The sequence below is a fragment of the Hoeflea ulvae genome, assembly GCF_026619435.1.
GTDB classification, from domain to species: Bacteria; Pseudomonadota; Alphaproteobacteria; order Rhizobiales; family Rhizobiaceae; genus Hoeflea; species Hoeflea ulvae.
Genome location: NZ_JAOVZQ010000001.1, coordinates 1,168,595 through 1,182,872 on the forward strand (window position 1 = coordinate 1,168,595; position 14,278 = coordinate 1,182,872).

General features: G+C 63.1%; 11 protein-coding genes. 8 read left to right on the top strand and 3 right to left on the bottom strand.

Going from position 1 to position 14,278, the window contains the following annotated elements; genetic code table 11:
• From OEG82_RS05525 to cydD, 3 genes are all read right to left on the bottom strand, one after another.
• Positions 1–1,605 carry a cytochrome ubiquinol oxidase subunit I gene (locus tag OEG82_RS05525; RefSeq protein ID WP_267611437.1) on the bottom strand — a complete coding sequence of 535 codons (1,605 nt, stop codon included), beginning with the start codon at positions 1,603–1,605 and terminating at the stop codon, positions 1–3.
• A 147-nt stretch (positions 1,606–1,752) separates the two neighbouring features.
• On the bottom strand, positions 1,753–3,426 hold the full coding sequence (locus OEG82_RS05530) for an amino acid ABC transporter ATP-binding/permease protein (protein WP_267611438.1): 1,674 nt from the start codon (positions 3,424–3,426) through the stop codon (positions 1,753–1,755).
• Positions 3,423–5,102, bottom strand: coding sequence for a thiol reductant ABC exporter subunit CydD (gene cydD, locus OEG82_RS05535; RefSeq protein ID WP_267611439.1), 1,680 nt, complete (start codon positions 5,100–5,102; stop codon positions 3,423–3,425). Before cydD ends, OEG82_RS05530 begins: the two co-directional genes overlap by 4 nt.
• 340 nt (positions 5,103–5,442) lie before the next feature.
• On the opposite strand from cydD, the gene OEG82_RS05540 reads away from it, so the two are divergent.
• The 8 genes from OEG82_RS05540 to OEG82_RS05575 all read left to right on the top strand — a co-directional run bounded on the left by OEG82_RS05540 (position 5,443) and on the right by OEG82_RS05575 (position 14,247).
• Entirely contained in the window at positions 5,443–5,922 is a 480-nt protein-coding gene (locus tag OEG82_RS05540) for a hypothetical protein (RefSeq protein ID WP_267611440.1), read from the top strand.
• A 92-nt stretch (positions 5,923–6,014) separates the two neighbouring features.
• The gene (locus tag OEG82_RS05545) at positions 6,015–7,229 is read left to right on the top strand and encodes an imelysin family protein (RefSeq protein WP_267614877.1); all 1,215 of its coding nucleotides are present in this window, start codon (positions 6,015–6,017) and stop codon (positions 7,227–7,229) included.
• Positions 7,230–7,256: 27 nt separating this feature from the next.
• A complete protein-coding gene (locus tag OEG82_RS05550) occupies positions 7,257–7,574 on the top strand; it encodes a (2Fe-2S)-binding protein (RefSeq protein WP_267611441.1) in 318 nt (105 codons plus the stop codon).
• Positions 7,575–7,621: 47 nt separating this feature from the next.
• On the top strand, positions 7,622–8,104 hold the full coding sequence (gene bfr / locus OEG82_RS05555) for a bacterioferritin (protein WP_267611442.1): 483 nt from the start codon (positions 7,622–7,624) through the stop codon (positions 8,102–8,104).
• Positions 8,105–8,237: 133 nt separating this feature from the next.
• The gene (locus OEG82_RS05560) at positions 8,238–9,725 is read left to right on the top strand and encodes a di-heme oxidoreductase family protein (RefSeq protein WP_267614878.1); all 1,488 of its coding nucleotides are present in this window, start codon (positions 8,238–8,240) and stop codon (positions 9,723–9,725) included.
• Positions 9,726–9,817: 92 nt separating this feature from the next.
• A complete protein-coding gene (locus OEG82_RS05565) occupies positions 9,818–10,930 on the top strand; it encodes an imelysin family protein (protein WP_267611443.1) in 1,113 nt (370 codons plus the stop codon).
• A 2-nt stretch (positions 10,931–10,932) separates the two neighbouring features.
• A complete protein-coding gene (locus tag OEG82_RS05570; protein WP_267611444.1) occupies positions 10,933–12,009 on the top strand; it encodes a DUF1513 domain-containing protein in 1,077 nt (358 codons plus the stop codon).
• A gap of 660 nt (positions 12,010–12,669) precedes the next feature.
• The gene (locus tag OEG82_RS05575) at positions 12,670–14,247 is read left to right on the top strand and encodes a methyl-accepting chemotaxis protein (RefSeq protein WP_267611445.1); all 1,578 of its coding nucleotides are present in this window, start codon (positions 12,670–12,672) and stop codon (positions 14,245–14,247) included.
• Positions 14,248–14,278 lie beyond the last annotated feature (31 nt).

A 14,278-nucleotide genomic window follows, 5' to 3' on the forward strand; every position in this document is an offset into this window, starting at 1 on the left:
TTACTCCGCAGGCAGGGCGTCGGCAATGTGCCGCCCGGCCAGCCGTTCATGATGTCTGGTCATCCAGGCATCGGTTTCCTCGACATCCTGGAACGGGCCCTTGCGGATATATTTCAGCATCAGCCCCATCTCGATGACGAACAGGACGGAATAGAACACCACGAAGCCGGCCAGGGTCATCGCCACCTCGGTCATCGACAGCGCCGAGACCGACATCGCTGTCGGCAGCACACCGTCCACGGTCCAGGGTTGCCTTCCATATTCGGCCACGAACCATCCCAGTTCCGCGGCAATCCAGGGCGTCGGGATCATCCAGACCGCAAGGTGCAGCGCCGGGCGTGGGAAGTTCATGCCCTTGAACGAGGCGCGGTAGAAGAAATAGAGCATCGTCGCGATGAAACCGAAGCCCAGCGCCACCATGATCCGGAACGCCCAGAACAGCGGCCAGACGGTGGGAATGGTGTCATAGGCCGCCTGAACGATCTGCTCGGGCGTCGCCTCGCGCGGATCATCGACATATTTGCGCAGCAGGAATGCAAAGCCCAGATCCGCCGAATGCGCCTCGAACCGCAATTTCTCCACCGGCTCGGCCTCGTCCCGCGCCTCGCGGATATGCATCAGCGCGTCATAGGCGATCAGGCCTGAGCGGATGCGCTCTTCCGCCTGTTCTTCGAGTTCCTGGATGCCGGGAATCTCGGTGGTCAGCGAGCGGGTGCCGATCAGGCCCATGACATAGGGAATATGGATGGCGTAGTGGGTTTCGCGGTCTTCCTGGCTGGGAAATCCGAAGGCGGTGAAGGCTGCAGGCGCTGGTTCGGTTTCCCACATGCCTTCGATGGCCGCGAGCTTCATCTTCTGGCTGTGGGTGGCGCTGTAGCCGGATTCATCGCCCAGCAGCACCACCGAAAACGCCGAAGCGAGGCCGAAGGCGGCCGCCACGGTGATGGATCGGCGGGCGAGCTCGACGTGACGCTCGCGCAGCAGGTACCAGGCCGAGACGCCGAGCACGAAGACCGCGGCCGTGACATAGCCCGCCGACACCGTGTGGACGAACTTCGCCTGCGCCACCTCGTTGAACATCACCGCGTAGAAATCGGTCAGTTCCATGCGCATGGTCATAGGGTTGAACTGGGCGCCGACCGGGTTCTGCATCCAGCCATTGGCGATCAGGATCCACAGTGCCGAGAAATTCGAGCCGATGGCCACCAGCCAGGCAACGGCGAGATGCGCCACCTTGCTCAGCTTGTCCCAGCCGAAAAAGAACAGGCCGACAAAGGTTGCCTCCAGAAAGAAGGCCATCAGCCCTTCAATCGCCAGCGGCGCACCAAAAATGTCGCCGACATAATGGCTGAAATAGCTCCAGTTCATTCCGAACTGGAATTCCATGGTGATGCCGGTGGCGACCCCGAGCGCGAAATTGATGCCGAAAAGCAGCCCCCAGAACTTGGTCATCTGCCGCCAGATCGGGCGGTCGGTCATCACATAGACCGTTTCCATGATCGCCACGATGACGGAAAGGCCAAGCGTCAGCGGGACGAACAGGAAATGATACATAACCGTTGCCGCAAACTGCAGTCGTGACAGCTCGACGATTCCGAATTCCATGAGATACGCTCCTTGGCACAGGGGCACGGAGTCCGCCCCGAAACAGGCCTGTATGTGCTGATCAAGGATCTCGCGAATGCGGTCTTCCGGATCGGCTTAATATATATGATATCCCTAATGCATTATTTTGCACTGCGGCAGAAAGGCTCACCCGCAATCTATCACCGCAGGGCGAGGCAGGTCCAGCGCCACCACCCGGTCCGCCCAGGCGGTTTCCACCTCGCGGTGCGAAGCCGTCAGGATCGCCGCTTGGGGCAGATAGGCGCGGACGCCCTTGAGCACTTCGAGAGCCGTGGCGTCATCCAGTCCTTCGGTCGGCTCGTCGAGCAGCAGCAAGCCCGGATGCCGCAGCAATCCGCGCGCCAGCACCAACCGCCGCGCTTCGCCGCCCGACAGCCCTGACCCCATCGGCCCCAGACAAAAACCCAACCCGCCCTTGGCGCGAATGACCGAAGCCAGTTTGACTGCTTCCAGCACTTCCCACAGCGCGGGATCGGAGGCGTCGGGCGCGCCCAGCCGCAAGGCTTCGGCAATGCTTCCGGCCATCAGCGCGCTGCGTTGCGGAACCAGCGTCAACCTGGCGCGCAACCGGCTTTCGTCCCAGCTTTCAAGCGGCAATGAGCCGACGTGAATCCGCCCGCCGCCGGGTTGCAGCAACCGGGCCGCCAGCAAGAGCAGCGTGCTCTTGCCCGAGCCGCTCGGACCGGTCAGCGCCACGCTTTCCCCGGCCGCAACCGACAATCCGGCGTTGCGCAGAACCGGAAGTGCGGCGCGGGGCCGGCTGAAGCACAGCCCCTCGATGCGCAGGTCTGCGGAGGCGGTATCTGCCGTGCCGCCTCTTTGAGCGGGCGTTTCTGCCAGGGTCTCGCCAACCCGGCGCGCGGCAACGCTCATGCGGCCAAGCTCCGCCATGGCCCGGCGAAGCGGCGCGATGGTCTCCATCAGCGCCAGCGAGGCGAAAAACCCGATCGCCGCCAGCGCCGGGGTGATGGTTCCGGACCGGGCTAGGACCATGCCCAGCGCCAGAGCGCCGGCCGCCACCACTGTTCCGGTGAGCGAGAGCGCAAGGCCGGCGCGCCGTTCGATGCGGTCGACCCGGGCGCGGTCCATCTGCCGTCTGCCGTCGGTCTTCAGTATCCTGTCACCCTGCCGGGCCAGTTGCCCATAGACCGCAAGGTCCTCGCGGGCGCGGATCAGGTCGATGAAGCGTGAGCGGAAGGCCTGGGCGGCGGCTTCTTCGCGGCGCGATGCAGCGGCCGCGGATCGCGATGTCAGGTACAGTGTCACGGCGGATGCGGCCACAAACCCGCTGACGATCCAGGCCGCGACGCTGAAATCCACCAACCACCACAGCATGGCAAAGGTCAGCAATTGCGCCAGCAACCCGGCTGCAATCGGCAGGATCAGCCGCAGGGAAATGCCGTCGAGCGCATCGACATCGGCCATCAGCCGGTTCAGCGCCTGCGGGCCGCGCAGCCGGGTGAGCCGGTCATGCGGTGCGGACGCGGTGACGCTGAGCAACCGCACGCGGATCGAGGTCAGGGCTCTAAGCGTGGCCTCATGGGTCAGCACGCGTTCGCCATAGCGGGCCGCCGTCCGCCCCAGCGCCAGAAAGCGCACCATCGCCGAGGGACGAAACACATCGAAGACCGCCCCCATGCCCGCAAGCCCCGCTGCGGCCGCGGCGGTGATGAACCATCCCGACAGGCCGAGAAGCGCTATTCCGGCGGCAAGCACCACGAGGCTGAGCGCCGCGCCCCGCATCAGGGCGGTCTTCTGGTCCCGCAAAATGATGCGGAAAATGCCCCACAACGCCTTCATGTGCGGCTGCCGATCATGATTGTCCGGTCCATTCGGGCGGCAAGCACCGGATCATGGGTGGCGATGATCATGCTGCTTCCGCGCTTTGCCAGCGTGTCGAGCCCGGCCATCACCGCCTGTGCGGTGGCGGCGTCGAGATCGGCCGTCGGTTCGTCGGCCAGCAGCAGATCCGGCCGCGCGAAGATGGCACGCGCCAGGGTGACGCGCCGCGCCTCGCCGCCCGACAGCCCGCCGCCGGTCTCGCCCAGCCGTGCCGATCTCCCGCCCGGCAAAGCAGCGACCACGGTGTCGATTGACGCCGCGCGCAGCGCCGCGTCCAGGTCGCCCGCCTGGCCCAGGCTGATATTTTGCGCCAGGCTGGTGTTGAGGAAATGCGGCGTCTGCGGCATCCAGCCCAGCCGGGCCCGCCAGGCATCGGCAGTTTCGGCGTCGAGATTTTGACCGCAGACGATGATCGAGCCCTCATCGGGCGTCGACAAACCGGCCAAGAGCTTGAGCAGCGTGGTCTTGCCCGCGCCGGAAGCTCCCATCAGGGCAACGCTTTCGCCTGCCCGGATGGTCATGTCCGGGAAGCGGATCAGGCGGTCTCCGGTTCGGGCGGCAACGCCGTGCAAGACGATTTCCAGCGGCCCGGCGAGTGGGGGAACCTTTGCGCCCTGGCCGGTGAGCGTCGCGGGCGCTTGTGATCGCCATGTCGAATATTCACCGGCCACGGCCAGGGCCGCCGCCTTGTCGTGCCAGGCGGCAGAGACATCGCGCAAGGGCTGATAGAAATCGGGCGCTAGCAGCAACAGGAAGATTCCGGCCGCGGGGCTCAGCGGCGCAGCATAAGAGCCAAACGAGAGCGAGCCGAGCAGGGAAAAGCCGACAAAGACGGCGACCATCGCCACACCGATGGCTGCGAAAAGCTCGAGAACGGTCGAGGACAGGAAGGCGATGCGCAACACCGCCATGGTCCGGGCCCTGAGCTCCTCTGCGGCATTGGAAAAATCCGTAACCACCTTGGCGCCGGCGTCGAGCAGCCTGATGTCGGCCAGCGCCGACAGCCGTTCGATCAGCAGATCGTTGAGCGAGCCGATATCGGCCATCTGCCGCTGGCTGGCCTCTTTTGCGGCGAGCCCGACAAGCACCATGAACACCGGGATCAGCGGCCCGGTGATGATCAGCACAAGCCCCACGGCCCAGGAAAACCAGAAACTCAGGCCCAGGATCACCAGCGGCACCGCCATCACCCGCGCCCGCGCCGGTGCATAGCGCACAATATAGGGGGGCAGCATATCGAGCTTTTCGCTTGCCAATGCGGCGATGGAGCCGGCGCCAGCCGAGGCGATTGTCCGCATCTCGCGCCGCACGATCTCCGCGCGCGCCTCGGTCACGATTTTCGTTCCGGCGGCAAACAAAAGCGCCTCGGCATGGTAGTTCAGCAGCGCCCGCAGCACGCCCAGCCCGGCAAAGCCGGCTGCGGCTGCAAAAGGGCCGGGGCCCTGTCCCGGCTGCAGCAGTCCTGCAATCGCCAGGGCCACGATCCCGGCCTGCAGCGGCCAGATCAGCGCCGAGACGACCGTGAGCGCCGAGGCAAAGCGCACCCCGGTCGCCGCAATGCCCGTCAATTGACCCAGCATGCGCTGGTCGGGCAGGGGCTGCGGGTCCGGGATCTGGGTCGTGTCTGCCGGCAAGTGTATCTCCAGGATGCGGATCATCCGCCCGCGTCGATGTATCATCCCTGCGCGGCAAGTTGGCCATCGAGAACGCGACATGGTGACGCTGGATCATTATGAAGAAGTATCTGCGGCGTGAATCAATCCATATTTGCCCCTCGGCTCGTCCCTTGAATGGTGCCGTAAAACCGACTGTCACGCGCGGTGATAAACAGGGGCGTTGTTTGGATTCATTCTAAACTATACTGTTTGACTCCACTTTAAAAATACATTACCGAAAACCTCATATTTGAAGTGTGGAGTCGAAATGGCGCGGATGCAACAAGACATGTGTGGCGACTGTCCGGCAGCGGCGTATTTGCGCCAGAAGCCGGAAAATCTGGTTGTCAACGGATACCGCAACTGGGTTGCCGGCCTGGCCCATTCCGATTCGCGCTATTGGGATGCAGCCTGGAGCGCGCACGCCAAGGCGCTTGGCGCCATCGACGGCGGTCATGCGCTGGACGTGATGGCGGCGCTGGTGCGCCAGCTCGGCGCCTGCGCCACCTGCCCGCTGCGCTTCTACAAACCCGGTGCGGGTCATTTGTGCCGCGATGAATGTCTTGTGCTTGGCATGGTTGCCGGCGCGCAAAACGGCGACGAAGAGGCGCTGGTGCAATCGGCCAGGATGCTGACCTGCACCGATGCCTGCGCCGACGTGGTCGACCGCGCCAGCGCCTATGCGGCGATCCTGCTCGGTCACAGCCACAAACTCACCCCCATTCCGCTGAGCGCCATTGTCGACATCAATGTCCGCTCAACCCTGACCGCAGCTCACGCGAGCTCGTCGGTTCACTGACTGAAATTGTAAGCTCAGGAGTATCCCTACCCATGAAACATCTCGCACAGCTGCTCGGACTTGGCCTTTTGGCTTCCACGGCCCTGACCACGATGGCGGTTGCCGAGGTGACGCCTGAGGCCGTGGTCGCGCATTATGCCGATATCGCCGAAGCCAAGTTCGACGATGCGCTGATGACCGCCAAGCAGCTCGATGCAGCCATCGAGAATTTTCTCGCCAGTCCCGATGATGCGACGCTTGCAGCCGCCAAGGAAGCCTGGCTGGCTTCGCGGGTGCCCTATCAGCAGACCGAGGTCTACCGTTTTGGTAACGCCATCGTCGATGACTGGGAAGGGCGGGTTAACGCCTGGCCGCTTGACGAAGGCCTGATCGACTATGTCGACGAAAGCTATGGCGCCGAAAGCGATCAGAACTCGCTCTATTCGGCCAATGTCATCGCCAACCCCTCCATCGAGATCAACGGCAAGACGGTTGACGCCAGCAAGATCACCCCGGAACTGATTTCCGAAACCCTGCAGGAAGCCGGCGGCATTGAAGCCAATGTCGCGTCGGGCTATCACGCCATCGAATTCCTGCTCTGGGGCCAGGACCTCAACGGCAATGGTCCGGGCGCCGGCAGCCGTCCTGCCACCGATTACAGCCTTGAAGACTGCACCAATGGCCATTGCGACCGCCGCCGTGACTACCTCAGCTCGGCCAGCGACCTGCTGGTTGCCGATCTCGAGGAGATGGCGGCCAACTGGAAGGCCGGCGGAGCCGCACGCGCTGCCCTTGAAGAAAGCGGCGCTGCCGGCGGACTGTCGACCATCCTCACCGGCATGGGCTCGCTGTCCTACGGCGAACTGGCCGGTGAACGCATGAAGCTTGGCCTGCTGCTGGGTGATCCGGAAGAGGAGCATGATTGCTTCTCCGACAACACTCACAATTCTCACCGCTATGATGCGGTTGGCATCAAGACCGCTTACACCGGCGTTTACACCCGGGTTGACGGCTCGCAGCTCACCGGCCCTTCGCTGGCCGAACTGGTTGCCGCCAAGGACCCGGCCATCGCCGATGAGCTTTCCGCCGATCTCGACGCCACCGTCGCGGCGATGGAAGCCATGGTCGATCGCGCGGAAAACGTCGAAGCCTATGACCAGATGATCGCCAACGGCAATGACGAAGGCAACGCCACGGTTCAGGCGGCAATTGACGGCCTGATCAAGCAGACCCGCTCGATCGAGCGCGCCATCACCGCACTGGATCTGGGCACCATCGAGCTCGAAGGGTCTGACAGCCTCGACAGCCCGGACGCAGTGTTCCAGTAGTCGCCGGCTTTTTGGAAAGTTAAGGCCATGATCGTTTGCAGTTGCAACATCGTTTCCAGAAAAGACATTGAGGAGGTCATTGTCGACTTCCTCAATGTCGATGCATGGCAGCTGATCACCCCTGGAAAGGTGTTTCAGGCGGTCAGCGCCCGTGGCAAATGCTGCGGCTGTTTTCCGGGCGTCATCGACATAATCGTCGAAACCACGGAGCGCTATCACGCCGTCATGGAAAGCCCGGCGCCGCGTGTGGTCGATCTGCTCAAGCGGATTGCCGACCAGCGCCGGCGTGTTGAAACCGCAAGAAAGAGGACCGCTGAAAAAAGAAGGTCGCAAATCGCAGCCTAGTCGTGCAAAATGGGGTGACCTTTTCACCATCAGGAAGCTGCACGACCATGAAACGAAGTCAGAAAGTTATCGATTGCCTCAATGAAGCGCTTTTCATGGAGTTGGGTGCCGTCAATCAGTACTGGTTGCACTACCGGCTTCTGGATGACTGGGGCTACACCAAGCTGGCCGCCAAGGAACGCGCCGAGAGCATCGAGGAAATGCAGCATGCCGACAAGATCATCGAGCGGATCATTTTCCTCGATGGCTTTCCCAATCTGCAAAACGTCGCGCCGCTCAGAATCGGCCAGAACATCAAGGAAGTGCTCGAGAGCGATCTCGCCGGCGAGCAGGAAGCCTGGACCGCCTATACCAAGTCGCGCGATGTCTGCGAGAAGGAAGGCGACTATGTCAGCAAGAACCTGTTTGAAGCCCTGATCGCCGATGAGGAAGGTCACATCGACTTCCTCGAAACACAGCTCAAGCTTCTCGGCGACCTCGGGGAGCAGAAGTATGGTCAGCTCAACGCCGCATCGGCCGACGCGACCTGAACACGAAGAGACTGAAATGACCGTTGACAGACAGGTGCCGGGATTGAGCGTGATTCCGGCACGGCAATTTGGCGCGTCGGCGACGCAAAAGCTGCCGTCTGCGGTCTGTCGCATTCTGGCCCTTGGGCTGGTCATGAACCTGATAGGCCCGGCGAATGCCGATGATCTTGCCGGCCTGCCGCATATCCGCGACGATCTCTCCGCCAAGGACCGCAAGCGGGTGGAGCGGGTGGTCGCGCCGACCACGTCATTTGGGGCCGCGGAAAAATTCGAGGCCAGACAGGGCGGCGCCGGCACCTCGACCAAAATGGTCAACCGGGATTCGCTGTCGCATTTCAACGCCAATCTGACCTTCAGGGAAGAAGAGACCTTCAAGCTCGGCAATGCGCTGTTTCGCAAGCTGTGGGTGTCCTCGCCGTCTTCGACGCTGGCGTCCGACGGCCTGGGGCCCTTGTTCAATGCGCGCGCCTGCCAGAGCTGTCACATCAAGGACGGCCGTGGCCATCCTCCCGAAGGCACGGCAGACGCCACCTCGATGTTCCTGCGGCTCGCCCGGCCGGCAAGGACCGATGAAGAGCGCCAGGCTCTGGAGAGCTATGTCGCCGCATCACTGCCTGATCCCGTCTATGGCGGGCAGATGCAGGATCTTGCCGTTCCCGGACTGAAATCCGAGGGCCGCATGGTCATAGACTATGAGGAACAGCCGGTCAGTCTCGATGATGGCACGGTCGTCTCGCTGCGCAAGCCGACCTACAGCGTTGCCGATCTGGGCTATGGCCCGCTTGATCCCGAAACCACCCTGTCGCCGCGGATGACCCCGCCGATGACCGGCATGGGGTTGATCGAGGCCATTCATCCCGCCGATATCCTGGCCCACGCGGATCCCGATGACCGCGACGGCGATGGCGTGTCGGGCCGCGTCGCCCTGGCCCGGGATCCCGCCACCGGCGACATCGCCATCGGGCGCTTCGGCTGGAAGGCGCAGAATGCCACCGTGCGGCAGCAGTCTGCCACCGCATTTGCCGGAGATATCGGCATTTCCACCCCAGATGTGCCCGCAGGCCATGGCGATTGCATGCCGTCGCAGACCGAATGCATGGAGTTGCCGGTGGGCATCCAGCTCGATCTCGGCGACACCGAGGCGCCGGATCCGGTGCTGGAACTGGTGACATTCTATTCGCAGAATTTGGCCGTGCCTGCACGCCGCGGGGTTGACGATCCCGAGGTGCTGGCCGGCAAGGACGTGTTCTATTCGCTCGGCTGCACCACCTGCCACGTCCCCAAATATGTGACCTCGCGCAAGGCCGACAATCCGGCGCACCGGTTCCAGCTGATCTGGCCCTATTCCGATTTCCTGCTCCACGACATGGGCGAAGGCCTGGCGGATGGCCAGCAGGTCGGCGTCGCCGATGGCACCGAATGGCGCACGCCGCCGCTCTGGGGCACCGGACTGACCGAGATCGTCAACGACCACACCTTCTTCCTGCATGACGGGCGGGCCCGCAATCTCACCGAAGCCATCCTCTGGCACGGCGGCGAGGCCCAGACCGCGCGGGATGGCTTTGCCGGACTTGAAAAGGCGGACCGGGATGCGCTCATCGCATTCCTCAACTCCTTGTAGAGTGCCTTGGTTGCCGTCCAGTCCTCGAAAAGGGGGCGGGCGGGAAACGCTTGCAGACACCGGCTGCCAAGGCCGCTGAGAATGGACCCGTGATGACACCGAGACTCTTGTCGATCCGATGCGCAATGCTGGCAGCTCTTTGCCTGGCGCCGCTCATGGCTGGCCACGCCCGTGCGGAGACGGATGCGCAATTGCAGCAGGCACGCACGATCATGTTCAGCACGGTCACGTCCTTTGTCCGGCCCGGCTATGCCGCCTTCCACGCTTCGGGCGACCGGCTGGTCGAGGCGGCCAGCGAGCTCTGCCGGTCTCCCGGGCCTGAGGCGCTCGAGGCGGCGCGGGCTGCCTTTGCCGACACGGTGCTGGCCTGGTCGGCGATCGAGATCGTCCGCTTCGGCCCGGTGAGTGCGGAAAACCGCTTCGAGCGGGTGCTGTTTTACCCCGACCGCAAGGGCACCGGCCTGCGCCAGGTGCGCACGGTTCTGGCCGGGGACGAAGCGCTCGGCTGGACGCTTGAGGATCTGCAGGGCAAGAGCGTCGCCATCCAGGGGTTGGGCGGGCTCGAATTTGCCCTGTTCGGCGAGGGCGCGACCGCGCTCGCTGAGGCACAGAAGGGAAAATCGCGCTGCCGCTATGTCGAACTGGCGTCGAAAAATCTTCAGGACATCGGCGCCGAGCTTGATGCCGTCTGGAATGACGACAGTGGCATCGCTTCGATCTGGATGAACCCGGGTCCGGACAATCCGGTTCTGCGAGATTCCCGCGAGGCCCTGTCGCAATTGCTCGGAACCATGATCCACGGTCTTGAACATATCCGAGATGTGCGGGTCGGAAACTTTCTCGGAACCGCAAAAAAGAACGGCCTGCCAAAGACCGCGATCTACCGGCGCGCCGGCCTGACCATGGCGTCGGTTGCTGCAAATCTGGATTCCATCGAGCGCCTGTTCAACCAAAGCGGCATCGAGCACGCTCTTACCTATGACGCCATCAAGCTTGCCAAGGAAGTGCGGTTCGAGATCGGCCAGACAATCAAAACCGCCAACAGTTTCGAAGCCGGCGTGGAAGCCCTGCTGGCCGATGATGTCACCCGCGCGCGCCTCGAATATCTGCAGGTCGCCATTCGCAGCGTCATTCAGCGGCTTGATGGTGAAGTCTCCGCCGCGGCCGGCCTGAGCGCAGGGTTCTCCTTTGGCGATGGCGACTGACCATGCTGCTCATCGAACGCAGGTCCTTTCTGATCGGCGCTGGTGCGGCCTGGGCCTCTGCCCTGACACCGGCCTCGGCGGCGCGCCTTGCCGGTTCCGATCTTCTCTATGCGGCAGCTTACAAAGATGCGGATGGCTACGGAGTCGCGATCCTCGACAGGGATGGCGCGCTGGTCTCGCAAAATCCGCTGCCGGGGAGGGGCCACGGCTTTGCCACTGCCGGCACATCGCAATGGCTCGTTGCCTTCGCCCGCCGCCCCGGCAATTTTGCCATCGCGTTCCGCAAGGACAGCCGATCCGGACCGGTGCCGTTTCACACGCCCGCTGACCGGCATTTTTATGGCCATGGAGCATTTTCCGGCGATGGCCGTCTGCTCTATGCCGCCGAAAACGACTTTGAATCCGGTGACGGCATCATCGGTATTTATGACGCCACCAATTCATTCGCGCGGCGGGGTGAATTTGCCTCCTTCGGTGTCGGTCCGCACGAAATCCTGATGATGCCGGACAAGAAGACCCTGTGCATCGCCAATGGCGGCATCAGGACCCATCCGGACTTCGGCCGCGAAAAGCTCAATCTGGCGACCATGAAGCCGTCCATCGTGTTCGTGGATTCCGAGGACGGCGCATTGCTGTCACAACATCATTTGCCGCCGGCCCTGCACCGCCTGTCGCTGCGCCACATGGCCGTCGACGCGCGGCAGCAGGTCTGGATCGGTGGCCAATTTGAGGGCGACGTCAGCCAGGATGTACCGGTTCTGGCGAGACTGGGTTCGGACACGGGGCTGGTGCCGGTCGATCTGCCCGATGAGGTCGGCGCCAGGCTGGGCAAATATGTCGGCTCGGTCGCCATCGGCAATGATGGCCGGACCCTGGCCTTCACATCACCCAAAAGCGGCGTGACGATCACGCTGGACACCCGGTCCGGAAAGCCGCTTGAGGTCGAGCCGGGGCAAGGCGTATGCGGCATTCAGGCCTGCGCCGATGGCTTTGTCAGCTCCAGCGAAAGCGGGCGTTTTGCCGGCCGCAATTATGCCTGTGCGTGGGACAACCATATCACGCTGGTGTCGGGCGCCTGAACGCCGGCCACGCCGCATGACAAGCGCAAAGCGGTCCGCCCGCGCGAAACGTCATTGGATAAACTTCAAGCCGAATTCACACAGCCGACATGCCAAGGCATCGTCGGGCTCATTGCGTGGCGCCATGATGCGCCGCATCGGTGGTCTGCAGTTAAAAAACCGGATTGGGACGAACCCGTGTTTCGCCGGAGCGCAACAGTACAGAGAAGCATGCGAGAGTGGCGGTTGCGATAGCGATCGCGCCAAATCCTAGAACAATCATTGCTCGTTTCCTGGTGACATCATTGTCATCGACGAAGCGAGGAATGGCACTTGCAACTTGCGTGAAGCTTACGGCGGAATATGCTGAACGGAAAGTAAAATTCCCCTGCTTTCGTGGCTCAAAATTAACCTTCAAGCAAGGATTTGACCGTAAAAATCGGTCTATTCGGCGGATTGTGCGTGCATGCGTAACACGGCTCCCACAAAGGCATGAAGCTGTTCCGCTGTCCCGGGCCCGATCCGGATTTCAAATTTCATCGGCCAGACGCCACCGCGGTACTGATGCGCTGTCCGTGCTCTTCAACCTGAAAGACGCGCCAGGCATTATACAGACACTTCGCTGCCACAGTCTGGCTCAACTGCAACGCACGGCCTCTGGCCGTCAACCGGGGTGATCGCGTGGGCCGAGTTCAAGCCAGGGTAAGGGATGCAGCCGCGGCCGAAGGGCTGCGTGCGCGGCTTGATCTGACGGCGCTCGACAGCGACAGCAGCGAACGTCTGCGCGCCATGCGTCCCATGGTCGAGGCCGAAGCCCGGATCGCGCTGTCCGGTTTCTTCGAGCGCTTGCAGAATACTCCCGAAATTGCCTCCCTGTTTACCTCGGCTCGCCAGATCGACCGGCTCGAGGAGCTCGAGGTCGCCCACTGGTCGATCCTGTCCGATGGCCGCTTCGACAATCTCTATGTCGACCGCTCTGTCATTCTCGGCGATGTGCGCCAGCGCATCGGGCTGGATGCGGGCTGGTCGATCGGTGGGCATGCACTGGTGCTCGACCGGGTGATTCGCCGCCTCGTCAGGGAAAGTCGGACCGGCCTGTTTGGCCGCTTTTCGGGGCAGGCCAGGAGCGATAAGCTTGCGGACAATCTGGTCGACATTGTCCGGGCAGCGCTGATCGACATCGATATGCAGGTCTCTCACCGGCTCAGGGATCAGGCCAGGACGCTGGACAGGCAGCACCAGGACGCGATGGCCCAGGAACGCGCGCAGGTCCAGTCCACCCTTGGCGCGGCGCTGGCGCGACTGGCCGGAGGGGATCTGTCGGCCCGCGTCGAGCCGGGCAGCCTCGACCAGCATCAGGACATGGCCGATCATTTCAACGGTGCGGTCAGCCAGCTTGAGATTCTGATCTCGGGAACTGCCGCGCGGCTTTCCGATGCCGAACAGCTTGTCATCCGCCTCGGCGATGACATCGAGACGGTGCGCGCCCAGGTCGAGCGCCACGGCGCCACGCTTGACGGTGAGCACGAAAATCTGGCCGGTGTATCGGAGCGCATGCGGGCGACGGCACAAACCGCCAGAACTGCGGAGACCTTGATTGCCGATGCACGCCAGAGTGCGGAAGACGGCGACCGGGTCGTCGACGACGCCATTGGCGCCATGGCCAGCGTCCAGCATTCCGCCGAGCAGATCGGCAAGATCATTTCGGTGATCGACGAGATCGCCTTCCAGACCAATCTGCTGGCGCTCAACGCGGGCATCGAGGCCGCGCGCGCAGGCGATGCCGGCCGCGGCTTTGCCGTTGTTGCCACCGAGGTTCGCGCCCTGGCGCAGAGATCCGCCGGCGCCGCCAATGAAATCAAGGATCTTGTCTCCGACGCAAAATCCCATATCGGGCGTGGCGTCGAACTGGTGGATCAGACCCGCTCGGCCATTTCCGGCGTCGTCACCCGGGTCGGCAAGGTGTCCGAGTCGGTCGCAGGCGTCGGCACGCTGGCGCAGGACGATGCCGATCATCTCGATGGGTCGGCCAGGACCCTTCGACAGACCGCCGAACTGATCGCCTCGGGCGGTGTCCGCATCGCCGGGATTGCCGAAAGCGGAGCCGACCTGCAACTGGTCATCACGGAGCTTTCCGAGCAGATCAGGCTGCACCGCGAACAGCGCGCAACCGGATTTGAAAGCGTCGAAATCTCAGAACGGGCACTCAAGCCCGGCCACCGGCCAGATCCCCTGCCACAGCAGCGACATGCCCGGTGACCGCGCTGCCGGATCGCGCCAGGAACGAGGA

Excerpts from the sequence above, each read along its gene's own strand:
- bfr (WP_267611442.1), top strand. The coding sequence starts at position 7,622 with ATGAAACGAAGTCAGAAAGTTATCGATTGCCTCAATGAAGCGCTTTTC.
- OEG82_RS05530 (WP_267611438.1), bottom strand. The coding sequence starts at position 3,426 with ATGAAGGCGTTGTGGGGCATTTTCCGCATCATTTTGCGGGACCAGAAG.
- OEG82_RS05545 (WP_267614877.1), top strand. The coding sequence starts at position 6,015 with ATGGCGGTTGCCGAGGTGACGCCTGAGGCCGTGGTCGCGCATTATGCC.
- OEG82_RS05550 (WP_267611441.1), top strand. The coding sequence starts at position 7,257 with ATGATCGTTTGCAGTTGCAACATCGTTTCCAGAAAAGACATTGAGGAG.
- OEG82_RS05560 (WP_267614878.1), top strand. The coding sequence starts at position 8,238 with ATGAACCTGATAGGCCCGGCGAATGCCGATGATCTTGCCGGCCTGCCG.
- OEG82_RS05570 (WP_267611444.1), top strand. The coding sequence starts at position 10,933 with ATGCTGCTCATCGAACGCAGGTCCTTTCTGATCGGCGCTGGTGCGGCC.
- OEG82_RS05565 (WP_267611443.1), top strand. The coding sequence starts at position 9,818 with ATGACACCGAGACTCTTGTCGATCCGATGCGCAATGCTGGCAGCTCTT.
- OEG82_RS05525 (WP_267611437.1), bottom strand. The coding sequence starts at position 1,605 with ATGGAATTCGGAATCGTCGAGCTGTCACGACTGCAGTTTGCGGCAACG.